The organism is Clostridium sediminicola (assembly GCF_050402865.1).
In the GTDB taxonomy this organism is placed as follows: domain Bacteria; phylum Bacillota; class Clostridia; order Clostridiales; family Clostridiaceae; genus Clostridium_AF; species Clostridium_AF sediminicola.
On the sequence record NZ_BAABMF010000004.1, the window covers coordinates 16278 to 39404 of the forward strand.

The 23127-nt window shown below is 30.0% G+C and carries 20 protein-coding genes and 1 riboswitch; of the genes, 12 read left to right on the forward strand and 8 right to left on the reverse strand.

The window, feature by feature from the left end:
* Positions 1-114 precede the first annotated feature (114 nt).
* The gene (locus ACQ3F0_RS08980) at positions 115-1866 is read left to right on the forward strand and encodes a methyl-accepting chemotaxis protein (protein ID WP_428864895.1); all 1752 of its coding nucleotides are present in this window, start codon (positions 115-117) and stop codon (positions 1864-1866) included.
* Between the two features lie 64 nt (positions 1867-1930).
* Here ACQ3F0_RS08980 and ACQ3F0_RS08985 read toward each other — a convergent pair whose 3' ends face one another.
* Together ACQ3F0_RS08985 and ACQ3F0_RS08990 are read right to left on the reverse strand one after the other, a co-directional pair.
* Positions 1931-2113: a hypothetical protein gene (locus tag ACQ3F0_RS08985; RefSeq protein WP_428864896.1), complete on the reverse strand. Its 183-nt coding sequence runs from the start codon at positions 2111-2113 to the stop codon at positions 1931-1933.
* An 85-nt stretch (positions 2114-2198) separates the two neighbouring features.
* Positions 2199-2909: an HAD family hydrolase gene (locus ACQ3F0_RS08990; protein ID WP_428864897.1), complete on the reverse strand. Its 711-nt coding sequence runs from the start codon at positions 2907-2909 to the stop codon at positions 2199-2201.
* Positions 2910-3194: 285 nt separating this feature from the next.
* Between ACQ3F0_RS08990 and rbsK the strand changes: the two genes are divergently transcribed.
* The 6 genes from rbsK (at position 3195) to ACQ3F0_RS09020 (ending at position 9365) form a co-directional block, all read left to right on the forward strand.
* Complete coding sequence (rbsK, locus tag ACQ3F0_RS08995; RefSeq protein ID WP_428864898.1) at positions 3195-4103, forward strand: ribokinase; 909 nt, start codon at positions 3195-3197, stop codon at positions 4101-4103.
* A 38-nt stretch (positions 4104-4141) separates the two neighbouring features.
* Positions 4142-4537, forward strand: a complete 396-nt coding sequence (gene rbsD, locus ACQ3F0_RS09000; RefSeq protein WP_428864899.1) for a D-ribose pyranase — start codon at positions 4142-4144, stop codon at positions 4535-4537.
* 11 nt (positions 4538-4548) lie between these two features.
* A complete protein-coding gene (locus tag ACQ3F0_RS09005) occupies positions 4549-6054 on the forward strand; it encodes a sugar ABC transporter ATP-binding protein (protein ID WP_428864900.1) in 1506 nt (501 codons plus the stop codon).
* Positions 6032-6988 carry an ABC transporter permease subunit gene (locus ACQ3F0_RS09010; protein ID WP_428864901.1) on the forward strand — a complete coding sequence of 319 codons (957 nt, stop codon included), beginning with the start codon at positions 6032-6034 and terminating at the stop codon, positions 6986-6988. Before ACQ3F0_RS09005 ends, ACQ3F0_RS09010 begins: the two co-directional genes overlap by 23 nt.
* Before the next feature lie 217 nt (positions 6989-7205).
* On the forward strand, positions 7206-8129 hold the full coding sequence (gene rbsB, locus ACQ3F0_RS09015; RefSeq protein WP_428864902.1) for a ribose ABC transporter substrate-binding protein RbsB: 924 nt from the start codon (positions 7206-7208) through the stop codon (positions 8127-8129).
* A gap of 240 nt (positions 8130-8369) precedes the next feature.
* The gene (locus tag ACQ3F0_RS09020; RefSeq protein ID WP_428864903.1) at positions 8370-9365 is read left to right on the forward strand and encodes a LacI family DNA-binding transcriptional regulator; all 996 of its coding nucleotides are present in this window, start codon (positions 8370-8372) and stop codon (positions 9363-9365) included.
* Positions 9366-9519: 154 nt separating this feature from the next.
* Here the strand turns inward: ACQ3F0_RS09020 and ACQ3F0_RS09025 are convergent, their stop codons facing one another.
* Positions 9520-10023 (reverse strand): hypothetical protein, encoded by a 504-nt coding sequence (locus ACQ3F0_RS09025; protein WP_428864904.1) that lies wholly within the window; start codon positions 10021-10023, stop codon positions 9520-9522.
* A 291-nt stretch (positions 10024-10314) separates the two neighbouring features.
* Here ACQ3F0_RS09025 and ACQ3F0_RS09030 point away from each other — a divergent pair, with 291 nt between their 5' ends.
* On the forward strand, positions 10315-11247 hold the full coding sequence (locus ACQ3F0_RS09030) for a CAP domain-containing protein (RefSeq protein ID WP_428864905.1): 933 nt from the start codon (positions 10315-10317) through the stop codon (positions 11245-11247).
* 57 nt (positions 11248-11304) lie between these two features.
* A riboswitch (THF riboswitch) is annotated at positions 11305-11455 on the forward strand.
* A gap of 62 nt (positions 11456-11517) precedes the next feature.
* A complete protein-coding gene (locus ACQ3F0_RS09035) occupies positions 11518-12288 on the forward strand; it encodes a folate family ECF transporter S component (protein ID WP_428864906.1) in 771 nt (256 codons plus the stop codon).
* Positions 12289-12609: 321 nt separating this feature from the next.
* Here ACQ3F0_RS09035 and ACQ3F0_RS09040 read toward each other — a convergent pair whose 3' ends face one another.
* The 5 genes from ACQ3F0_RS09040 to galE all read right to left on the reverse strand — a co-directional run bounded on the left by ACQ3F0_RS09040 (position 12610) and on the right by galE (position 17972).
* Complete coding sequence (locus ACQ3F0_RS09040) at positions 12610-13581, reverse strand: transposase (protein WP_428864907.1); 972 nt, start codon at positions 13579-13581, stop codon at positions 12610-12612.
* Positions 13582-13785: 204 nt separating this feature from the next.
* Positions 13786-14670 (reverse strand): AraC family transcriptional regulator, encoded by an 885-nt coding sequence (locus tag ACQ3F0_RS09045; RefSeq protein WP_428864908.1) that lies wholly within the window; start codon positions 14668-14670, stop codon positions 13786-13788.
* 202 nt (positions 14671-14872) lie between these two features.
* Positions 14873-15982: a phosphotransferase enzyme family protein gene (locus tag ACQ3F0_RS09050; protein WP_428864909.1), complete on the reverse strand. Its 1110-nt coding sequence runs from the start codon at positions 15980-15982 to the stop codon at positions 14873-14875.
* Complete coding sequence (locus ACQ3F0_RS09055; protein ID WP_428864910.1) at positions 15972-16904, reverse strand: nucleotidyltransferase family protein; 933 nt, start codon at positions 16902-16904, stop codon at positions 15972-15974. Before ACQ3F0_RS09055 ends, ACQ3F0_RS09050 begins: the two co-directional genes overlap by 11 nt.
* Before the next feature lie 48 nt (positions 16905-16952).
* Positions 16953-17972, reverse strand: a complete 1020-nt coding sequence (gene galE / locus ACQ3F0_RS09060) for a UDP-glucose 4-epimerase GalE (protein ID WP_428864911.1) — start codon at positions 17970-17972, stop codon at positions 16953-16955.
* Positions 17973-18406: 434 nt separating this feature from the next.
* On the opposite strand from galE, the gene ACQ3F0_RS09065 reads away from it, so the two are divergent.
* From ACQ3F0_RS09065 to ACQ3F0_RS09075, 3 genes are all read left to right on the forward strand, one after another.
* Positions 18407-19987: a sigma 54-interacting transcriptional regulator gene (locus ACQ3F0_RS09065; protein ID WP_428864912.1), complete on the forward strand. Its 1581-nt coding sequence runs from the start codon at positions 18407-18409 to the stop codon at positions 19985-19987.
* A 274-nt stretch (positions 19988-20261) separates the two neighbouring features.
* Entirely contained in the window at positions 20262-21467 is a 1206-nt protein-coding gene (gene megL, locus ACQ3F0_RS09070) for a methionine gamma-lyase (RefSeq protein WP_428864913.1), read from the forward strand.
* 259 nt (positions 21468-21726) lie between these two features.
* Complete coding sequence (locus ACQ3F0_RS09075) at positions 21727-23097, forward strand: Na+/H+ antiporter NhaC family protein (protein ID WP_428864914.1); 1371 nt, start codon at positions 21727-21729, stop codon at positions 23095-23097.
* Positions 23098-23127: the final 30 nt, after the last annotated feature.

The window sequence follows — 23127 nt, forward strand, 5'->3', positions numbered from 1 at the left end:
AAATATGGTAATATGTGAAGTGTGTACAAAATTTGTTAAATTGGTTTTATCATTAAATGTAAAGCTTATCAATGGAAAATATATAAATAGTTACTACAAAAAGGGGGAATTTATGTGAAAAAACTTATAAAAATAAAATCTTTTGGTTTCAATAGCTTGAAAATTCGAACAAAGTTGACAGTTGCTTTTTTGATGGTTTCAATTTTGGCTGTAATAGTTGGAGTAGTTGGATTGTATAATATGAGTAAAAGCCATAAAGAGGCAGTAAAAATTTATGAGCATAGACTTATACCTATTAAAGAATTATCAACTATAAATTTAAATTTATTAAGGATTCGGTCAAATAATATATATATGCTTTACGATAATGAAGATTTAGAAAAGCTCGAACAAAGAGAGAAGGAAAACATTGAATGGATAAATAAAAATAAAGTATTACTAGAGAACTATAAAAAATTACCATTATCAGATAATGAAGAAGAACTTTTAAGTAATTTTGAAAGAGATATTTTACCGTATATAGCAATGCGTGAAAAATTTGAAAAATACATAAAGGATGGTAATGAATTACAAGCATTGAGAGTTGCATCGGAATACGCTTCAATAAGAGAAAACGTAGAAGAAGATATACAAAATCTTATTGAGGAAAGCAATCTACAGGCAGAATTATTACTGCAAGATATTGATGATAACTATAGGAATTCTATTATATTAATGATAACTATTATTGTTTTAGGAGTTATGTTAGCTGGTGCGTTGGGATTATATTTTGCAAATAAGATTGGTAAGCCAATAAAGGAAATCTTAGTAGCAGCAGATAATATAGCTGAAGGTAATCTTGATGTAGACTTAGAAGTAAAGTCAAAAGATGAAATAGGTGAAATGGCAATAGCTTTTAATAATATGACAGAGAATCTTAATAAGGTAATCATTAACATAGATTCAGCCTCAGAACAAGTAGCAGCAGGAGCGGGACAAGTATCTGATTCTAGTACATCACTTTCACAAGGCGCAACTGAGCAAGCAAGTTCCATTGAAGAATTAACAGCGTCTATTGAAGAAATATATGCACAGACAAAACAAAATGCTAAAAATTCAAATAATGCTAAAGAAATTGCAGAAAAAGCTAAAGAATATGCAGTAGAAGGAAATAATCAAATGCAGGAAATGGTAATTGCAATGGGTGAGATTAATGATTCTTCTAATAGCATTTCTAAAATTATTAAAGTAATAGATGAGATTGCTTTTCAAACAAATATATTAGCTTTAAATGCGGCAGTTGAAGCGGCAAGAGCTGGGCAACATGGTAGGGGATTCGCGGTAGTTGCTGAAGAAGTAAGAAATCTAGCAGCACGTTCTGCAAATGCAGCTAAGGAGACAACTGATATGATTGAAGGTTCTATAAAGAATGTAGAACGTGGAACTAATATTGCAAATTCTACAGCAGTTGCTTTAGGCAAAATAGTTAATGGAATTTCCGAAGCAGCTACTTTAGTTGGAAATATAGCAGTAGCTTCTAATGAACAGGCAATAGGAGTAGAACAAGTTAATAAAGGGATTAATCAAATAGCAGATGTCGTACAAACAACTTCGGCTACATCAGAAGAAACAGCAGCTGCAAGCGAAGAGTTATCTAGTCAAGCAGAGATGTTGAAGAGCCAAGTAAGGACATTTAAAATAAAAAATAACAACAAAGATACTTACAAATCCATAAAATCTACTTTAGATGATGAACCATTGTTAAATGAAGGTATGGAAGATTTAAATCCAGATGTTTTGAAGCTCCTAAAAAATATGAAGGAAAAAGCAATGGTCGATAATAACGAAGTGATTAGTTTAAGTGATAAAGAATTTGAAAAATATTAATATTTTTTAAAGAATTCAAAAGAAACTGAATACCATATAACAAGGAGCAGTTGAAAGCTTCTTGTTAAGAATGGTATTCTTTCTTTATTTGAGATGAAAATTTTTCGATTTCATAAGTATTTGATGACTTATGAAATTTAAGCATTCCCTTGTTTTTTAAAAGTAATGAATATTCTTCAGGGGCTAAATGACTTATAGTTTGATACACCTCCCAAAGTAAACTTTCAATATTATGTTTGTTTTTCATTTTAACACCTACTTTCTTTTAGAGCTTAAATATTTACAACTTATTTATATGATTACTGCAATGAAAGTAGAAGTAATAAAATTATTTATTTTAAATTTGGAAGCTCAATTACAAACTTATAAAAATCTTCATAGCTTCCTCTATAATCAGTTCTTATTTCATCTTCGGTTCTATGAAGTATACAATCTTCTATTAAAAAAGTTTCCATACCCAATTTTGATGCTATTAAATCTTCTTGAACATCATTTCCAACCATAAGACATTCACAAGATTTTTTATTTATGTCTTTTAGTATTTCTTCATAAAATTTTAAGCTTGGTTTACAATAACAGTTCTTTTCATAAGATGAAATATAAATAAAATCATTAGGGTTTAGTCCAGCCCATTCTATTCTATGAAGGATTGCTTTTAATGGGAATAGAGGGTTAGTTGCAATAGCCATTTTATATCCTTTTTCTTTTAATAAATTAATGCTTTTCTTTATAAAAGGAGTTTCAAGCACAGAGTCTTTTGCTTTTAAAAAAGCAGAATCGTAAAAACTATCAAACTTGTCCTTATAAAGGGCTAAGTCACCTTCAATTCTTTTAGAAAAATCATCCATAAAAATTTCTTCATTCGTCTTATTTTCAGAATTAGTTAACATTGCTTTTGTAGAAGCTAATAAATGCTCTATAAATTTTTTGCTATCCATTAAGTCATTAAAGTATTCACCTATTTCTTTAAAATATATTTCCATAAAGGAATTCATATCTAACGGAAGAAGAGTTCCGTCTAAATCAAATAATAATGTATTCATGTAATCAGCTCCTTTATTATAGTAGGTTAAACTATGTTTAATTAAGCTTCCATTAGCTTTTATTAAAAAAAATAATATATCTTACAACTGTACAATACATCAATATAAATGTCAATGCAATAAAAAAGGATGTAAGTTATAAGGTAAAAGAATATAATTTTATATTCAGAAAATACTAAAAATAAGTTGAAAAGCATTTCAGAATAGTGTATAATCTAGTTAACCGATTAAGTGAACCGATAAACTGAATCGGTTAACGATGGATTTACAAAAGGAGTTGTTTAAATGAATAAGGTTTGTATTGTGGGTAGTATGAACATGGATGTTGTCTTGAGTGTCAAAGCGATGCCAAAAGAAGGAGAAACAATTTTTTCTGATGAAATGAAGATGATTCCTGGTGGAAAAGGTGCAAATCAAGCAGTAGCTGCTGCTAGAAGTGGTGCTGAAGTAATTATGATTGCAAAAACTGGTGAAGATGCAAACGGGAAGAAGCTAATAGATGAGCTGATAAAAGATAATATAGAGAGTAAATTTATTTTTAAAGATAGAAATAATCCAACAGGAACAGCAATTATTACTGTAGATAATGATGCAAATAATTCAATTATAGTTGTTTCAGGGTCTAATATGACTTTAAATAAAAAAGATATAATTGAATGTGAAGATGGTATAAAAGGTTCAGATATTGTAATTACACAGTTTGAAACACCTATGGAGGCTGGTATAGAAGCATTTAAAATTGCCAAAGATAATAGTAAAATAACTATACTGAATCCTGCACCTGCAAAGGAAATTAAAGATGAACTTTTGAAGTATACAGATATAATAGTTCCGAATGAAACTGAAGTATTTTCATTAACGGGAATAGAAGTTCATGATTTAGAAACTGCAAAAGTAGCTGCAAAGGAACTGAATAATAAAGGTGTTAAATATGTAATTGTAACACTTGGAGAAAAAGGTGCAGCTTTAATTGGAGATGGTATGGCAGAAATTATTCCGGCATTTAAGGTAGAAGCTGTAGATACAACAGCTGCAGGAGATAGCTTTATTGGAGGATTTTCTAGTAAGCTGGACATCAAGAATATCAATTTTGAAAGTGTTAAAGCAGCGATTTTATATGGTAATAAAGTATCATCTATAGCGGTTCAAAGACCAGGAGCTCAACCGTCAATACCGTATTTAGAGGAGTTATAAAAAAATAGATATTAAGAAATTATATAGGAGGACAACTAATGAAGAAAGGCAAGTTATTGAATTCAGAAATCACAACTATAATTTCAAAAATGGGTCATACAGATTCTATATGTATTGGAGATTGTGGCCTCCCTATACCAGAAGAAACAAAGAGAATAGATATTTCATTATGTGCAGGAATTCCAACATTTTTAGATACTTTGAAGGTGATTTTAGAAGAATTAAAAATAGAAGAAGTAATTTTAGCAAAAGAAATTGAAGAAATGAGTCCAAATATTTTAGTAAATATAAAAGAAATAATTGGAGACATAAAGGTAACTTTCACAACGCACGAAGATTTTAAAAATCTAACTAAGAAATGTAAAGCGGTAGTTAGAACTGGAGAACAAACACCTTATGCAAATATTATTCTTAAATCAGGAGTTGTTTTCTAAGGAGGGGAAAAATGAAAGCTCAAACACCAATATTAGAAATGAAAAATATATCTAAAAGCTTTCCAGGAGTCAAAGCACTAGACGGGGTAAATCTAAGAGCATACAAAGGTGAAGTCTTAGCATTACTAGGTGAAAATGGTGCAGGTAAATCTACTTTAATGAAGGTATTGAGTGGAGTTTACAAAAAAGATGGTGGAGATATCTTAATTGACGGTAATGAAACTATAGTAAAAGGTATCAAACATGCCGAAGAATTAGGAATTGCAATTATTCATCAGGAACTTAGTATTTTGACTAATATGACTGTTTCAGAAAATTTATTTTTAGGAAACGAAAAGTTTGATAAAGTTACAAGAAAAGTTAATAAAAAACATCTAAGAGAAGAGAGTTTGAAATATTTAGAACAAATTGGATGTAGCATTGATCCTGATACTCCAGTTAGAGATATAACTGTTGGTGAAATGCAAATGGTTGAAATAGCAAAAGCTCTTACCCATGATTCTAAAATTATCATTATGGATGAACCAACTACAGCTCTAACAGATGTTGAAACTAAAAGTTTATTCAAGGTTATAAATAACTTAAAGGAAAGAAATATTGCAGTTATCTATATATCTCATAGAATGGAAGAGATTTTTGAAATTTGCGATAGAATTACGGTTTTAAGAGATGGTAAATATGTAGGTGAGTCATTAATAAAAGATGTAGATAATGATGATTTGGTTACTATGATGGTTGGAAGAAAGATAGAAGAACAGTTTCCTTACAAAGAAGAGGAAAAGGGAAAGGTACTTTTAGAAGTCAAAAATGTCAATTTGAAAAATAAAGTTGTAAATGCGTCATTGAAAGTAAGAGCTGGGGAAATACTAGGTATTTCAGGACTTATGGGCTCTGGAAGAACTGAGCTTGCTAAGACAATCTTTGGTGAATATAAAAAAGATAGTGGAGAAGTATATTTAAATGGAGAAAAAATTGAAATCAATTCTCCTAAAGAAGCAATTAAAAAGAAAGTTTGTTACCTTTCTGAAGATAGAAAAAAAGAAGGTTTAGTGCTTGGTATGTCAGTTAGAGAAAATATGACTCTATCAAATTTACAAAAGTATGAAAAGGGTATCAAACGAATAAATAAAAAAATGGAAAGTGCAGAAGTTGATGAGTATATACAAAAACTTTCTATTAAAACTCCAGGATCAGAACAAAAAATTAAAAACTTAAGCGGTGGAAATCAACAGAAAGTTATTTTAGCAAAGTGGCTTATGTTAAACCCAGATATTCTGATTATTGATGAACCAACAAGAGGAATTGATGTAGGAGCAAAAAAAGAAATTTATGAAATTCTTAACAAGCTAAAAAAATCAAATAGAGCAGTTATAATGATTAGTTCCGACATGGCTGAAGTACTGGGAGTAAGCGACAGGATTTTAGTTATGCACGAAGGTAAAATAACAGGTGAATTAACAAGAGAAGAAGCAAGTCAGGAGGCGATTATGAAGCATGCAGTCAACATTAGCAAATAAAAATAAATTGAAATCTTTTTTAGCAAAATATAAGTCGATTTTTGGATTAATAATTCTTTGTATTATAGCATCATTAGTATCACCGAGGTTTTTGACGACTTCCAATATGATGAATGTATTAACTCAAGTATCGGTAAATGCAGTATTAGCAATTGGAATGACATTCGTAATTTTATCAGGAGGTATTGACCTTTCAGTTGGATCAATTTTAGCAATAAGTGGTGCAGTAGCTGCAACAATTATTGGAAGTACAGGAAGTGTACTTTTATCAGTGATAGTTGCAATTGTAATAGGTGGATTAATAGGATTATTTAATGGTCTTGTGGTTGCAAAAGGAAGAATTCAAGCATTTATTGTTACACTTGCGTCAATGACTATTTTTAGAGGAGTAACTTATGTATTTACAAATGGAACGCCTATATCAAGATTAGGAGATGCTTTTGGAGCCTTAGGAAATAAAAGAATTCTAGGAAATAATCTACCGTTACCAGTTATATTCACTGTAATTGTATTAATATTAGCATACTACATTCTAAGTGAAACGCGATATGGTAGATATTTATACGCACTAGGTGGGAATGAAGATTCAGCAAGGCTTTCAGGAATAGATACAAATAAAATCAAGACCCTTGTTTATGTAGTAAGTGGTGCAGCGGCAGCGCTTAGTGGAATAATCGTAACAAGCAGAATTGGTTCAGCTTCTCCAAATGCTGGTATGGGATTTGAACTTGATGCCATTGCAGCAGTAGTAATTGGTGGAACAAGTTTATCTGGTGGAGAAGGTAGTGTAATTGGAACTATGGTTGGTGCGTTGATTATAGGAGTTCTTAACAACTCATTGAATCTTATGAATGTATCTCCATTCTATCAAGCGATTATTAAAGGTATTGTAATTTTAGCTGCTGTATTAATTGATAAGAGAGAGAGAAAGTAAGCGGAATTAAAAATGTATAGTTCAAGGGTGAAAGTAACTTTTGCTGACTTTGATATTAATAAAATTAGTGATTTTTATTAGCAAAATTAAATACTAGGTATTTTTATTAGTAATTTGAAAAAAATAATAATATGATTTGATAGTTCTACATGTAGATAATTGCTAAATTATATTTACATATAGACATTAAATAAAAAATTTTAGGGAGTGAATACTTATGAAAAAGATTTTAAAGCTAATAACTGCTGCAACTTTAGTATCTACGTTAGTATTTGGAATGGTTGGATGTAAAACAAAAGATGAACCAAAAACTGATGAAGCAAATAAAAAGGTAGGAATTGTGGTATCTACATTAAACAATCCATTTTTCGTTCAAATGAAAGAAGGAGCTGAAGAGAAAGCTAAAGATTTAGGATATGAATTAGTAGTTTTAGATTCACAAAATGACCCTGCAAAAGAAAGATCAAATGTAGAAGATTTAGTACAACAGGGAGTAGCTGCTATTGTTATTAATCCAACAGATAGTGACGCAGTTGAAAACGCTATCAAAGTTGCTAATGAAGCGAAAATTCCTGTAATAACTGTTGATAGAGCTGCTAATGGTGGAGAGGTTGTATCACACATTGCTTCAGATAATGTTGCAGGAGGAGAACTTGCAGCAGAATATATTCTTGAGCAATTAGGCGATACAGCTGATATAAAATTAGTTGAGCTTCAAGGTATTCCTGGAGCATCTGCAACTAATGACAGAGGAGCAGGTTTCCATAACATAGTAGATGATAAAGAAGGTATAACTGTAGTTTCCAGCCAAGCGGCTGATTTTGATAGACAAAAAGGTTTAACTGTTACAGAAAATATAATTCAAGCGCAACCAGAATTCCATGCAATTTTTGCTCATAATGATGAAATGGCTCTTGGCGCTGTAAAAGCTCTTAAAGCTAGTAATAGAAATGTTATTGTTGTTGGATTTGATGGTAATGATGACGCTATCGATGCTGTAAATGCTGGAGAAATGGCTGCTACTGTTGCACAACAACCTAAATTAATGGGTGAAATTGCTATTATGAATGCAGTAAAAACTTCTACTGGCGAAACAGTTGATGCTCAAATTCCTGTTGACTTAGCTTTAATTAAAAAGTAATTTTATTAAATAGAACATATAAGTATAAATGCCTAATTTAAGCTAGTGCCTTAAATTAGGTTTTTACTTCTGTTTAGAAACAATAATATTTTTATTCTCGCATATTATTATATTATTTGATAAAATTAGATGAGATACTATAAAAATAATTTTTCGGATATTTTAAGGGATGATAAAATGACAAAAGTAAGTCTTGACTAGAAGATTATTTGAGATTTTATCATAAGATGGGAGATTTAGATGAAGAAGACAACGATGAAGGATATTGCTGAAAGAGTTGGGGTATCCAAAACTACAGTTTCAATGGTTTTAAATAAAAAAAATATTAATGTAAGTGAAGATACTAGAAATAAGATACTACAAACTGCTAAAGAAATGCATTATATACCAAACTTTGCTGCAAAAAGTCTTAGCACAAACAAAAGTGAAACTATAGGTATTATTGTTCCAGATATTGAAAATCCATTTTTTTCAGAAGTAGCGAGAGCAATAGAAGATAGCGCTAATAAATATAGTTATAATGTTATTTTGTGCAATTCTGACAATGATATAATAAAAGAAAAAAAGTATGTACAATTGTTAATAAGTAAGCAAGTAGATGGTGTAATATTTATATCAGGTGGTGAAAGTACTAAAAGCATTGAAAAATTAGATGCAAACAGTATTCCTTACGTTTTAGTAGATAGACACATAAAATACTCTAAAATTAAATGTGGTGTTTACTGTTCAAATAAAGTAGGCATTGAAGAAGGATTAAAATATTTATTTAACAAAGATAGAAAAAAGATTGCATTTGTAAGTGGCCCACAAAATTTAGAAAATGCGATAAGTCGTTTGGAAACATATAAAAATGTTATGAAAGAAAATGGTATTTTTAATGAAGAATACATATTTGAAAGTGAATTTTCAATTGAAGGGGGAAGAAAAATTACAGAAAAAATTCTCTCTTCAGGTTTGGATATAGATGCAATTTTCTACAGTAATGATGCAATGGCTGCAGGAGGAATAAAAACACTCATAAGAAGTGGTTTTAAAATTCCTGAAAATATAAGTGTCATTGGATATGATAATATTAAATTTGCCGAAATTTTAGAACCTGAACTAACTACCGTTGCACAACCAATTTATAAAATGGGTCAGTATTCTTGTGAATTATTGATTAAAATTATTGAAGGTGAAGAAGTTCCAGAAGAAGTTGTTTTAGAGTCTTATTTAGTAGTTAGAGGAAGTGCATAATATTCAGCAGCATTTACATAATTTGATTATACTAAAAGTTTAATTAAAATTATTTTTAAACCGATTCACATGATAAGTAATAGAACGAAGCATATTTAGTATAATAGTATTGAAATAAATCCCCTTTATAGTTAAATATGCTTTTGATTTATACTCACTCTTTCTTTTTGATTCCGTTAATAACCATTGATCCTCCGACACAAATAAGGGCTATCGGCCAAATATTATTAATAATCATTTCTGCTACATTTGAATCATATTTTTCTCCAAAAAAGATTAGAACTGAGAATGCATAAATAGCTATTCCTGTTATTAAAGGCCATTTAATTGTTTTCTCTTTTGTTAGTTTTCTAGTAAATATATTATGAATAAAGAAAATAAATAAAAAACCTGTACCTAGAAATATAAAAAACAATGTACCTTCAATACCAGTAGATTCCGCAAAATGCTCTATATTAGTATAAAATCCAATAGATAAAAGAATGCAAGCTGGTATTAATAATCCAATTCTTGTGCTTGGTCTAGAAAAATATCCAATAAAGAAGCCTCCACTAATAATAAATAAAGTATATTCGCCATGCATCAGTCCGAAATTATTTAAAATTGCTATAATACCGAATGCTACCAAGATAATACCCCATGTTAATTTTCCATTCATATAAAAACCTCCTTGTAACTAGTATATAAGAAATATTATACAATTATTTGTTGCAATAGTCATTTTATAAAGTAAAGATTGTTGAATTGAAAAGTGGTAATTATTTTACAATGACTTTCTTCTAACTATATTTTAGAATATAATTAAAGATATTTTAAGTGATAAAGGTCATATTTTACATGACTTTAGTAATAATATAGAAAAGTTGGGGTCAGGTCTTGAAAAAAAATCAAATAAATATAAAATAATGACCAATTTTAATAATTATCAAAGATGGTGGAGGGAAAGTAAGTGAATAAAATAAATAAAATTATTTTTGCTGGAGTTATTACAACGGCAATAGGAGCTACTACTGTTCTTGGGTATTTTTCTTTTAATTATTATGAAACTTCCAATAATAAAATTAGTATATTCAATTGGGGACAGTTCTCAAAAAATAAAAATTATAATAGTATGGATAGTGAGAAAAATAAGAACTTGAAGGTTGAAGATTCAGAAGAACAAAAAGAATCTATTAATTCAAAAGATGATAGTAAAAGCGAAGGAAAATTTGATACAAAAACTACTAATACTTCTAAGATAAATAAAAAAGAAAGTGGTAAAAGTGATTTAGGAGAAAAAACTAAAGAAGATAATAAAGAATCGAATAATATTGGGGATAATACAAAAAGTGAAGAGGAACAAAAGCAAGAAAAAGAAAAAACAGTTAAAACTCCAGATGATAACAGTGAGTTGACGGATTCAAGTGATATAACTGAACCAAGGAAAGAGAAGAGTTCAAATGAGGAAATAGACAAAGAGAATAATGAAAAAGAAAGTGGTGTTGATACGACAATTTATAGTACTTTTGAAAATAAAGTAATTCAATTAGTGAATAGGGAAAGAGCTAAAGCTGGATTAGGTGAACTAGGAACTAGTAAAAAATTATGTGAGGTAGCAAGATTAAAATCACAAGATATGATTGACAAAAATTATTTTTCTCACACTTCTCCAACTTATGGAGCACCTTTTGATATGATTAGTAAATTTGGTATAACTTATATGGCTGCAGGGGAAAATATCGCATATGGACAAACTACTCCTGAACAAGTAATGGATGGGTGGATGAATTCAGATGGTCATAGAAGTAATATATTAAAATCATCATTTTCTGAGATAGGTGTAGGGGTAGCTACTGACTCAAATGGAAGATACTATTGGACTCAAATGTTCATTGGAAAGTAACAGAGAAACTGTTTTTATATTGACTATTCTACTGGTTTCGTGTATTATTTATAAAAAGACAGAGTAGGAAAAGTGCGTAAAGTGTTAAGGGATGGGAAGTTGCCCTTAGACGAAGGGAAAGTTACATGTGAATTTATAAAAAATATGAATTAAGTATATATTTTTTATTTTGTAATGAATACCGCGGTACTTTTTTGCGTCCGCTGTTACATTAATATAGCTTATTTAATGTCATAGCCCTGTCTAATTATAGAAGGGGGTATTTTTCTTATGTACGAAAATATTGATGTCAAAAGGAAAATAGGAGCTAAGGAAATTGCTTTATCGGGAGTGTTTATTGCAATTAGTATTATTCTAACAAGAGTTTTTGCAATTATGGTACCTATTGCGGGAATGCCAGCTCTAAGAATTGGATTTGGAGCTATTCCAATTCAAATTTCAGGAATCTTAATGGGTCCAGTAATAGGGGGAATTGTTGGGGTAATTGCCGACCTTCTTGGATTTATTATGAATCCAGGCGGGGGTATATTTTTTCCAGGATTTACTTTAACAGCAGCTTTAAATGGAATTATTCCGGGATTGTTGTTTAATTATTTTAGAAAGATGAAAGATGATATTAATTTTAATATTATTAATGGATTAATTACTATATTGATATCCTTAGGTATAGTGTTAATTATGTTCCAGAGTGAAGTTTTGAAAGCCATAGATGGAAGAGTTTATCTTTATGATGGTGAATTGCATGTAATTACAGCAATGGCGTATTTGCTACTAGTTGCCCTATTCATAATAGTGCCAACAGTTATCACTAAAAGGTATAGGTCAACTAATGAAAAGTATTCAATAGATAAGATTCAATTTGTAGTTACTATATCGTATTTATTAAATTCAATGATTCTAAATACATTATGGCTATCTATTTTGTTTAGCAAAGGATTTCTTGCTTTCTTACCAGGAAGAGTATTAGCGGGATTATTTATTATTCCTATTCACTCAATCATTTTGTATATGGTAAGTAGAACTTTTAAATATATTGGTTAAAGTTTTAATTGGGGACAGTTCATAATTAAAAAAAATTAACTAAAAAATAAATCCACTTTAAAACACCTAGTTTTTTTATATCTAGGTGTTTTAATATTAATTTCAAGAAATTTAAAGATGTTTTTAGAAATATTACACGAGATGCGGTACTTTAAACAATAATTTTTTATGCTTGTCCTATTCAAGTAAAAAAAGAAATGATTTAATAAGAAATTTTGATAATAGACAAGCTAATTTCTTATTTATAAAGAAGTTAATAAAGGATAAGATAATATTAAGAGTTTGAATTGAAAATATCTTTTAAATATATAAACTTTAATACTAAGCTAAAGATGCTATAGAATTTGATTTAAGTTTAAAAAGTATATCTATATAATTTGGATTATTCATTAATAAATCATAGCCCTTGTTACATAATTTTGATAAGGCTGATGTAGTTAAATTACCCATAATAGGATTGATTTCTTTGAATTTTAAATTACATACTGACCTTAAAAGGAATACACAAATTGATCTATAATCCGAGTATTTCCTGTTAGAGTTGTTTAAAAGTTTTCGATGCTCAATAGTAGCTGTTTTACATAAGAAGTTAATTATTGAAGAAGGACAGATTATCTGTTTTATTATTGGTATACTATCTTCATTTTGCCAAAAAATATCATTAATATATTTAAATTTATTAATATTGATAGGAGTAATTTCTGTTACAATATCTGTCTCCTCTACTTTGTTAGATAACCTTATTTTGACGAAGGTATAGTAGCCTTTTCTAGCTATTTCGAAATTGTTTTTTTCTAAAAAATAGCTTAACAAGAGACTAGGATCTATTAAATTATAGATATTTTTATGATTTCCAGCATATATGCCAAAACTTGAGTATTCATAATTTTCTACATTAGATCTGAATCCTTTTATATCTTTTGGGTTGTTATGAATATAAGATGACATTTGTAGTAAACCAAACTCTTCATTGGGGAGAATGCTTTTGAATCTATCACCGAAAACATGACCATTTCTTTTATACGTTCTATTGTAATATTGTGCGTAGCATTGATTAATATCGTGCATATAATCACTTATATCGGCGCCATTGGTATCGATTAAAAGATGAACATGAGTATTCATTAAGCAATAAGCTAGAACTTTAAACCCATATATATCTTTATATTTTTTTATATAAAATAAATATCTATCTTTATCTTTTGTACAGCGAAATAGTTTTATTTCACTCATACCTTTCATTATGATATGATAATATGCATCTTCAGATTTTATTCTTGTTTTTCTACACATTTATTTACCTCCATTCAATGTTTTTACCTTGACTTAGTTATGCAGTACATAATAAATTGTTGACAAAAACTTGATGATTAATACTGAAATTTTAGATTTAAGTTTAATTATTTAAATTTAGTACATGTTTTCAGAATTCAGTTAAATAAGTTAAGCAATGTCCCCAACTTTTTGAAAAGTTGGGGACAGGGATAAAAATTAAGCTTATAGTTTCATTTTCACAGAGGATGCATATTCCGTTGGGGTCATGCCTGTAGTTTTCTTGAAATGCCTTGAAAAGTAATGTATTGATGAGTATGATAATTTTTCTGCTATTTCGGTAAAGTTTAATTGACCTTCTCGTATAAGCTTTTTAGCTTCTTCAATTTTTAAAGATTTATAAAATTCTATTACACTAGTACCTGTATGTTCTTTGAACATAGCTTTCAAATATGTACTTCCAACATTTAAATGTCTACATACATCCTGGAAAGTAATATTATTGGAAATATTACAATGAAGGAAGTTAATAGCTTTTCTAGTCATATCATTATAAGTTCTTTCTTTAACGGAAGAAGAAAGTCTATCTTCAGGTAAAAGATTAGAGCCTTTTCTTACTAAGTATATAAGTAAGTGCTGTAAATAAATTTTAATTAATTGTTCACAACCAAAAAGTGAGCTTTTCTTTTTTTCTAGTTTAGTGACGTTAGAAATATTGAGTTTAGTAGAAAAAGCTTCTTTTGATTCTTTTATTATATTAGCTAATAAATTTTTTACAGTGTCTCCAGTAGAGATTATCCTGTTCTCGAAAAATTCCATAGCTTTAGAATTACAGTAGAAGGTGATTACTATAATATTTGGAGCAATTTTTCCGTCTGCCCACAAGTTATGAAATTCATTTGGCTTATGAAAAATCATTTCACCCTTTTTTAATTTGAAGCCATTATCTTGAGACATTACTTCTAATTCACCTTTATCTACATAAACAAACTCCCAAAAATTATGTGTTTCGCCTTCATATACGTAATTTTTAGCAAACTCAAAATAATGAACGCTTATTAGACTTTCAATTTCAAACTCAAGTTTTAAAAATGTTTTAGAATAAGTCATTGCAGGCTCCTTCTCTGATAGTTATTAGTAGTTTTTTGCTTGTAAATATTTTGTGAAAGTAACTATAGAAGATTGTTAAGGAAAAATAATAAAAATAAAACAATTGCCATTACATCAATAGCAATTGTTAAATACTAACCTTATATAAAAATTTTATCACAGGCATCTTTTATATTCAAATAAAAGTACCTGTGATAAAATTTTATTTAGTATATTTTTGTACGATTAATTTCATCTTTTCTAGCTTGTTTTCTATGTCAGCTACCATTTTAAACTGAGTCCTTGCTCTATCTAGATTATGATTTTCTTTGTGAATTTTGAAGTATATATCACCATTTAAGTGATCTGTAAGGAACCTTGTTCCACATTCAAATGTCATTAATTTTGCGGAAAATGGTAAATATTCTAATTCTAAATCACTAAGAGAATGACCAGCAGATTCAAGGTAACCTTTAGTGAAATTTTCGAAGAGATTCAGATCCATCCAGACTTTTGATATATCAGGCTCGTCCTCTTCAGCTGTATTAGTTCCAGAACGGATAGAATCTCCGAAATCATATAAGGCTGAACCCGGCATTACTGTATCTAAGTCAACAACGCAAATTCCTTCACCAGTAACATCATCTATCATTACATTGTTGAATTTTGTATCATTGTGTGTAACTTTAATTGGCAATTGACCTAGTTTTATAAGATTTACAAGAACTTTTGTATCTTCTGCTCTTTCTAAAACAAAATCTATTTCAGCTTTAATATCTTTTGCTCTACCCATCTTATCATTCTTTACTGCTTCTAAGAAATCTGAGAATCTCTTCTCTGTGTTGTGGAAATTTGGAATAGTTTCATATAATTTTTCAGCAGGAAAGTCAGCTAAAAGTTGTTGAAACATGCCAAATGCTTTTCCTGCATTATAAAAATGCTCTGAATTTTCTACAAGTAGGTATGTTTTAGCATTTTCGATGAAAATATAGCTTCTCCAATAATCTCCTTCTGGGCTTTTATAAACACATTTATTGTCTAATGTTCTGATTAAGTTTAAAGTTTCACGATCAGGATTACCAGCAGCTTCAACAATTTTTTTTCTAAGATGTAATGTCACGTTTTCTATATTTTCCATCAATTCTTCAGGAGATTTAAATATATTTGAGTTAATTCTTTGCATTATATATCTATGTTTTGTACCGTCATTTTTTCTGAAATAAGCTTCGAAGGTATCATTAATGTGACCGTCCCCGTAAGGGTTTGCTTCTATAAAATCACCTTGAAAATTAAAGTTCTTAACAATTTCATTAAAATTATAATTAAGAGTCATATATATTCCTCCATAAATTTTCTGGGTAAACACCATCATTTACTAGTTTTTGAATTGCTTTCTTCACAAGAGGTTTGTCTTCTTTGTAAGTAACTCCATACCATTGTTCTTTAGAAGTTAAAACTTTTACCTTAGCTTTGTTTTCAGATATTAAACTATCTACAACACTAGGTAAGAAAAATTCAGCTTTTAGTGGATTGTTTTTGCTCTCTTCTAAGAATTTAGGGAATCTAGAATCAATTTCATTAAAAATACTAGGAGTAAATCCCCATGTATTCATGGAAACAGTACTTCCTTTAGGAATATCTATCCAAGTATCATCATCCTCAGTATATCTTGCCATATTACCAAACTTTTGAATCTTAGTTCTTTCATTAATATCTTTTAAATATCCTTCATTATCTAAAGTGCATACTCCACGTGCTACATGTCCATGGTCTGTAAGGGTATTCTCTAAGATAAATCCCACCATTGAATATTGATAACAATCATCACTATCGCTTGAGGTTACAAGGTAGTCGTGAATTCCTTTAAAGCTTGAAGGACCATAAAAATCATCTGCATTAATAACAGCAAAAGGGGTATTAACTTCATCTTTACAACACATTACTGCATGCGCTGTACCCCACGGTTTTGTTCTTCCTTCGGGAGGATGGTAACCTTCAGGCAAAGTATCTAATTTTTGATATATATAGGCTATGTCCATGATTTTTTCTATTCTACTTCCAATTATATTATGAAAATCTTCTTTTATCTCTTCTTTAATGATAAATACAACTTTTCCAAATCCAGCTTTTAAAGCATCATAAATTGAATAATCGATAATAAGTTCTCCGCTAGGACCTACTGGATCTATTTGTTTTAGTCCACCATAGCGACTTCCCATCCCAGCTGCCATTACTACAAGTGTTGGTTTCATCATAATGTAATTACCCCTTTCAAAATTTATAATAATTATTCTTCACAATATTTATATTTCGTTGGAATATCCATTTGGATTATTAAACTGCCAACGCCAAGAATCTTTACACATATCTTCAAGACCATATTTTGATTTGAAGCCTAGTTCTTTTTCAGCTAGTGAAGTATCAGCGTAGCACTCAGCTATATCTCCGGATCTTCTTTCTACTAGCTTGTAAGGAATTTCTCTGCTTGATGCCTTTTTAAAAGCATTTATCATATCCAAAACGCTGTATCCTTCTCCGGTACCAAGATTATAGGTTACCAAACCTGGGTTACTATTTAGTTTTTCTAACGTTTTCAAATGACCAATTGCAAGATCAACTACATGAATGTAGTCTCTAACGCCAGTTCCATCTTTTGTTGAATAATCACTTCCAAATACACTCAGTTGTGAGAGTTTACCAACAGCAACTTGTGAGATGTATGGAACTAAATTATTTGGTATGCCATTAGGATCCTCTCCAATAAGTCCGCTGTGATGAGCTCCTACAGGGTTGAAATAACGAAGGATTCCAATGTTCCAACTAGAGTCTGATTTGTATAAATCTCTAAGTATTTCCTCAATCATAAGTTTTGTACGTCCATAAGGATTTGTAGCACTTAAAGGAAAATCTTCATTTATAGGAACCGTAGCAGGATCACCATAAACTGTTGCAGATGAACTGAATACTAGATTTTTAACATTGAATTTTTTCATTACATCACATAAAGTTAAAGTACTAATGATATTATTACTATAGTACTTTAGAGGAATTGATACAGATTCCCCAACGGCTTTTAGCCCAGCAAAATGAATAACTGCATCTATATTATTATCCTTGAAAATTTCTTCTAAAGCAATTTGATTAAGCAAATCAACCTTATAAAATTTCAAGTTCTTTTTGGTTATCTTTTTAACTCTTGTTAATGATTCCTCATTACTATTCATAAGATTGTCTACAACTATAATTTCATAGCCTGCTTCAAGTAATTCAACACAGGTATGACTTCCAATATAGCCCGCTCCACCTGTAACTAATATTGCCATGTAAATACCTCCTCCATTCAATAAATGACCGCTAAATAATATTTACGAGGGGTCATTATTTTAGCACTGTATTAATTAGTTTACGTAATGCTTATATTTAAATAAACCACTTCAATTTTGAATCTATACAAGTCCATAAGTCATTGATACCTGAGAATTTGTACATGCATAGATTAAAGTTACGTAAGGTATGTATATATAATAGCAATTTTAAATTTATTAATATTTATCAAAAAAGACTATGAATTTGCATTTTTAGTCTTAAGTGAAATTATTCGGGGACGGCTCTCAACTTCTGAAAAAGTTGAGAACCGTCCCCAGATTTTACTCGTACCCCAAATTTTACATTAAAAGTTTATGAAATATAGGAAACTATTTGTGATATAATTAATGTTGCAATTGTACCAAAATCTTATAATACAAGGGTGATAACTATGGAAGTGAAAAAATTTATCAGACTTGAAGTTATTTCAAAAGACAAAATTGGTATGGCAATGAATATACTAAATAAAATTTATCATTTTAATATAAGTCTACATTCTTTAGAAGTATTTCCTAGAAAACTTTGTGTTAAAATTGAAAACATGTCTAGCGATAAAAAGAATCTACTGAAAAAAGAACTACTTAAATTAGAAGGAGTTCATAGTGTTCGAGAAGTTGAACTTATGAAACATGAAAAAAACGAAAGAAAACTTCGTGCGATTATTGATTCTGTTGACGAAGGAATAATGGCAATAAACAATAAAATGGAAATAGAAATATTTAATAGTTATTGCGAAAAAGTTTTTTATTGTAATAAAGAAGAAGTTATTGGAAATAAAGTAGAAGAATTTCTAGCAATAAATGCGCCTATGATAAATTTGCTCAAGACTGGTAAAAAATATGATAATGTTGAAATCGAGATAAAAAATGAAAAGGGCAAAATTCATTATCTAACTACTGGCAGACCGGTTAAGGATGATAATGATAATACTATTGGAGTTGTTGCTTCTCTTAAAGACATTGAACAAGCTATAGAAATTGCAAATATTGTTTCATCGACTAAAAAAGGAGCTTTTAAAGAAGTAATAGGTAGTTGTTTTACAATGGAAAATGTGAAAAAACTATGTACTTCTGTTGCAAAGAGCAATTCTACGATTTTATTAAGAGGAGAAAGTGGTACAGGAAAAGAAATGTTTGCAAAGGCAATTCAAAGGTTAAGTAACAGGACGAATAAAAATTTTGTAACTATAAACTGCGCTGCTCTGCCAGATAGTTTGATTGAAAGTGAGTTATTTGGTTATGAAAAAGGAAGTTTTACAGGGGCAAGTAATAATGGGAAGGAAGGTCTTTTCAAAGAAGCTCATGAAGGAACTTTGTTTTTAGATGAAATTGGAGAACTTTCTATGACATTGCAAGCAAAGCTTTTGAGAGTTCTTCAAGAAGGCGTTATTAGAAAAATTGGAGGTACTAAAGAAGAAAAAGTTGATGTAAGAATAATTGCAGCTACTAATCGAGATTTAGAAGAAATGATAAAAAAGGGAGGATTTAGAGAAGACTTATACTACAGGTTAAATGTTATTCCTGTATATATACCTCCTTTAAGAGATAGAATAGAAGATATTCCTAGCTTAGTTACTTTTTTTATTGAAAAATTAAATAAAAAATTAAATAAAAAGATTTCTGGATCAGATGCAACATTTATTAATGCGTTAATGGAATATAATTGGCCAGGAAATGTTAGAGAATTACAGAATGTTATTGAAAGAGCTATGAATTTATGTCCAAATGATATATTGGAACTAGAGCACTTGATTATAGATTTTAATAGTAGAAGTAAAGGATGCATTACTTCTACCCCTAAATTTAATTATTGTAAAGAACCAAACTTAAAACAAGCAATTGAAATGTATGAAAAAGAAGTTATTACTAATGCATTAAGAACTCATAGAACGTATCGTAAGGCAGCTAAAGCTTTAGGAATTTCTCATACAACAATAATAAATAAAGTGAAAAAATTTGATATACAGTTTTAAATGATTCCTAGTTGCCTCTAATATGTCTGTGGAAATATTATTTACAAGTGTAAAAAATATTTCCGAATGTTTTGTCGAATGTGTAAAAAAAAATTCCATTGTTTTATATTTTTGTCATAAAATCGTGATAGAATAGCTTATAGGCTTATTATAATAAGTTGGCATAGCAATTGCTTATACTAATAGTGTAAACGATAAGACACATAAATTAGTTAAAGAGCAATAATGGTTTAACTAAGATAATAAAAATATAAAATTTTAAGGAGCGATATAAATGAATAGAGAAAAATTGGAAAATATGGGCTTTGGAACAAAAACAATACATGGTGGACATGTTGGAGACAAACAATATGGTTCGTTAGTTACTCCTATACACAGAACTTCTACATTCGTATTTAATTCAGCAGAAGAAGGCGGAAGAAGATTCGCATTAGAAGAGCCAGGATATATATACTCAAGACTTGGAAATCCTACAAATGCTGAAGTAGAAGAAAGAGTAGCTATCCTTGAAAAAGCTGAAGCTGCTGTATCAACAGCATCTGGAATCGGAGCGATTTCTTCATCTTTATGGACTGCATTGAAAGCTGGAGATCATGTAGTAGCATCTGATACACTTTATGGATGTACTTTTGCATTATTAAACCACGGACTTACTAGATTTGGAATCGAAGTTACATTTGTAGATGTAAGTAACCTTGAAGAAGTTAAAAAAGCTATGAAACCTAATACTAGAGTTGTATACCTAGAAACACCTGCAAACCCTACATTAAAAGTAACTGATATAGAAGAAATATCTAAAATTGCTCATGCTAATGAAAATTGTTTAGTATTTGTTGATAATACATTCTGTACACCTTATATTCAAAGACCCTTAGAGCATGGTGCTGACGTTGTTCTTCACTCAGCAACTAAATACTTGAATGGACACGGAGATGTTATCGCTGGATTCGCAGCTGGTAAAGCAGATTTCATTACACAAGTTAGATTAGTTGGTGTAAAAGATATGACTGGTGCTGTACTAAGTGCTGACGATGCTTATTTAGTATTAAGAGGAATGAAAACTTTAGAACTTAGAATGAGACAACATTGTGCTAATGCAATGAAAGTTGCTGAATTCTTAGAAAGTCATCCTGCAGTAGAAAAAGTTTATTACCCAGGACTTGAAAGTTTTGAATTCTATGAGTTAGCTAAAAAACAAATGGACTTACCAGGAGCTATGATTGCTTTTGAACTTAAAGGTGGAGTAGAAGAAGGAAGAGTTGTTATGAATAATGTTCACTTAGCTGCATTAGCAGTTAGCTTAGGAGATGCTGAAACATTAATTCAACATCCAGCTTCAATGACTCACTCTCCATATACATCAGAAGAAAGAGCAGCTTGTGGAATAAGTGATGGACTTGTTAGATTATCAGTTGGTCTTGAAACTGCTGAAGATATAATTGCTGATATGAAACAAGCTTTAGATTTGATAGTTAAATAGTTTCAATTTTTAATGAAGTTATAAAAGATAAAGCTATATTTGATAAATGAAAGATAAAGAAGATAAAGAAGATAAAGAAAATAAGTACTTTTACCTGGGGGAATCAATTGTATTCCCCCAGAATATTGAAGAAATAACTAAAGGAATTATTTGGGGCAAATAAATTTCTTGTTTCTGTAAACCTTTTCTGGGGCAAAATGTAAATTATTATAATGTTTTTATAAATTTCATAAATGTTAAAACCTAAGGAGGAATAATAATGAGCAGTAAAGAAAGTAAAATTGTACCTAGTGGAAAAGCCCTTATACCTTTTATAGTATTTATAGGTGTCTATTTAGGAGTTGGATTAGTATTACAAGCACAAGGTGTAGAAATGGCGTTTTATCAATTCCCTGCGCCAGTAGCAGCATTTTGCGGTATTATTACAGCATTCATTTTATTTAAAGGATCAATAAACGAAAAATTCGACACATTTGTTAAGGGTTGTGGAAATCCTGATATAATCATAATGTGTACTATTTATTTACTAGCAGGTGCATTTGCTGCTGTATCTAAGGCAATGGGTGGAGTAGATTCAACAGTTAATTTAGGTTTAACGTACATTCCAGCTCAATATGTAATGGCAGGATTATTTGTTATAGCAGGTTTTATTTCTATTGCAACAGGAACTTCTGTTGGCGCAATTGCTGCTTTAGGACCAATAGCTGTAGGAGTTGCTGCAAAAGCTGGATTACCTCTTCCTCTTACATTAGCTGCTGTATGTGGTGGTGCTATGTTTGGAGACAACCTTTCTGTAATATCTGATACAACAATTGCAGCAACTAGAACTCAAGGTTGTGAAATGAGAGATAAATTTAAAGTTAATATATTTATTGCTGCGCCAGCTGCAATTATAACAATAATATTACTTTTAATCTTAGGAGCTCCTACAAGTGTTCCAGTAATGCAAACTTATGATTATAACATAATAAAAGTTTTACCATATATTTTTGTACTAGTGTTAGCTTTAGCAGGAATGAACGTTTTTGCAGTATTAACAGGTGGTATATTCTTATCAGGAATAATTGGATTAGCTTATGGGGATTTATCATTCTTAACTTTTGCACAACAGATTTTCACAGGATTTACAAATATGACTGATATATTCCTTCTTTCAATGTTAACCGGTGGACTTGCCTTAATGGTTACTAAAGCGGGTGGAATTCAATTCTTATTAAACGGAATTCAAAAAATGATTAAAGGTAAAAAATCAGCAGAAGTTGGTATAGCTGCATTAGTTTCTTTAACTGACGCTGCTGTAGCAAATAATACTGTTGCTATCATAATCAATGGACCTATCGCAAAAGAAATGTGCGAAAAATATAAAGTTGATCCTAGAAGAAGTGCATCATTACTTGATACTTTCTCATGTGTTTTCCAAGGACTTATTCCTTATGGAGCTCAAATGTTAATATTAACAAGTTTTGCTAAAGGTGCAGTATCTCCAATGCAAGTTATTCCTCTACTTTGGTATCAACAATTACTAGCAGTTTCTGCTATACTATCAATATTCGTGCCATTTGCAGATAGACTTATCAAAAAGAATCCATGGAAATGGGAAAAAGAAACAGAAACAGCAATTCAAGAATAATATAAAATAATAATATATTTGGGGACGGGG

Coding starts and splice junctions, on each gene's coding strand:
- rbsB (WP_428864902.1), top strand. CDS start 7,206: ATGAAAAAGATTTTAAAGCTAATAACTGCTGCAACTTTAGTATCTACG.
- ACQ3F0_RS09065 (WP_428864912.1), top strand. CDS start 18,407: ATGGAAGTGAAAAAATTTATCAGACTTGAAGTTATTTCAAAAGACAAA.
- ACQ3F0_RS09055 (WP_428864910.1), bottom strand. CDS start 16,904: ATGATGAAACCAACACTTGTAGTAATGGCAGCTGGGATGGGAAGTCGC.
- megL (WP_428864913.1), top strand. CDS start 20,262: ATGAATAGAGAAAAATTGGAAAATATGGGCTTTGGAACAAAAACAATA.
- galE (WP_428864911.1), bottom strand. CDS start 17,972: ATGGCAATATTAGTTACAGGTGGAGCGGGCTATATTGGAAGTCATACC.
- ACQ3F0_RS09045 (WP_428864908.1), bottom strand. CDS start 14,670: ATGACTTATTCTAAAACATTTTTAAAACTTGAGTTTGAAATTGAAAGT.
- ACQ3F0_RS09050 (WP_428864909.1), bottom strand. CDS start 15,982: ATGACTCTTAATTATAATTTTAATGAAATTGTTAAGAACTTTAATTTT.
- rbsD (WP_428864899.1), top strand. CDS start 4,142: ATGAAGAAAGGCAAGTTATTGAATTCAGAAATCACAACTATAATTTCA.
- ACQ3F0_RS09035 (WP_428864906.1), top strand. CDS start 11,518: ATGTACGAAAATATTGATGTCAAAAGGAAAATAGGAGCTAAGGAAATT.
- rbsK (WP_428864898.1), top strand. CDS start 3,195: ATGAATAAGGTTTGTATTGTGGGTAGTATGAACATGGATGTTGTCTTG.
- ACQ3F0_RS09020 (WP_428864903.1), top strand. CDS start 8,370: ATGAAGAAGACAACGATGAAGGATATTGCTGAAAGAGTTGGGGTATCC.
- ACQ3F0_RS08985 (WP_428864896.1), bottom strand. CDS start 2,113: ATGAAAAACAAACATAATATTGAAAGTTTACTTTGGGAGGTGTATCAA.
- ACQ3F0_RS09040 (WP_428864907.1), bottom strand. CDS start 13,581: ATGTGTAGAAAAACAAGAATAAAATCTGAAGATGCATATTATCATATC.
- ACQ3F0_RS09010 (WP_428864901.1), top strand. CDS start 6,032: ATGCAGTCAACATTAGCAAATAAAAATAAATTGAAATCTTTTTTAGCA.
- ACQ3F0_RS08990 (WP_428864897.1), bottom strand. CDS start 2,909: ATGAATACATTATTATTTGATTTAGACGGAACTCTTCTTCCGTTAGAT.
- ACQ3F0_RS09005 (WP_428864900.1), top strand. CDS start 4,549: ATGAAAGCTCAAACACCAATATTAGAAATGAAAAATATATCTAAAAGC.
- ACQ3F0_RS09025 (WP_428864904.1), bottom strand. CDS start 10,023: ATGAATGGAAAATTAACATGGGGTATTATCTTGGTAGCATTCGGTATT.
- ACQ3F0_RS09075 (WP_428864914.1), top strand. CDS start 21,727: ATGAGCAGTAAAGAAAGTAAAATTGTACCTAGTGGAAAAGCCCTTATA.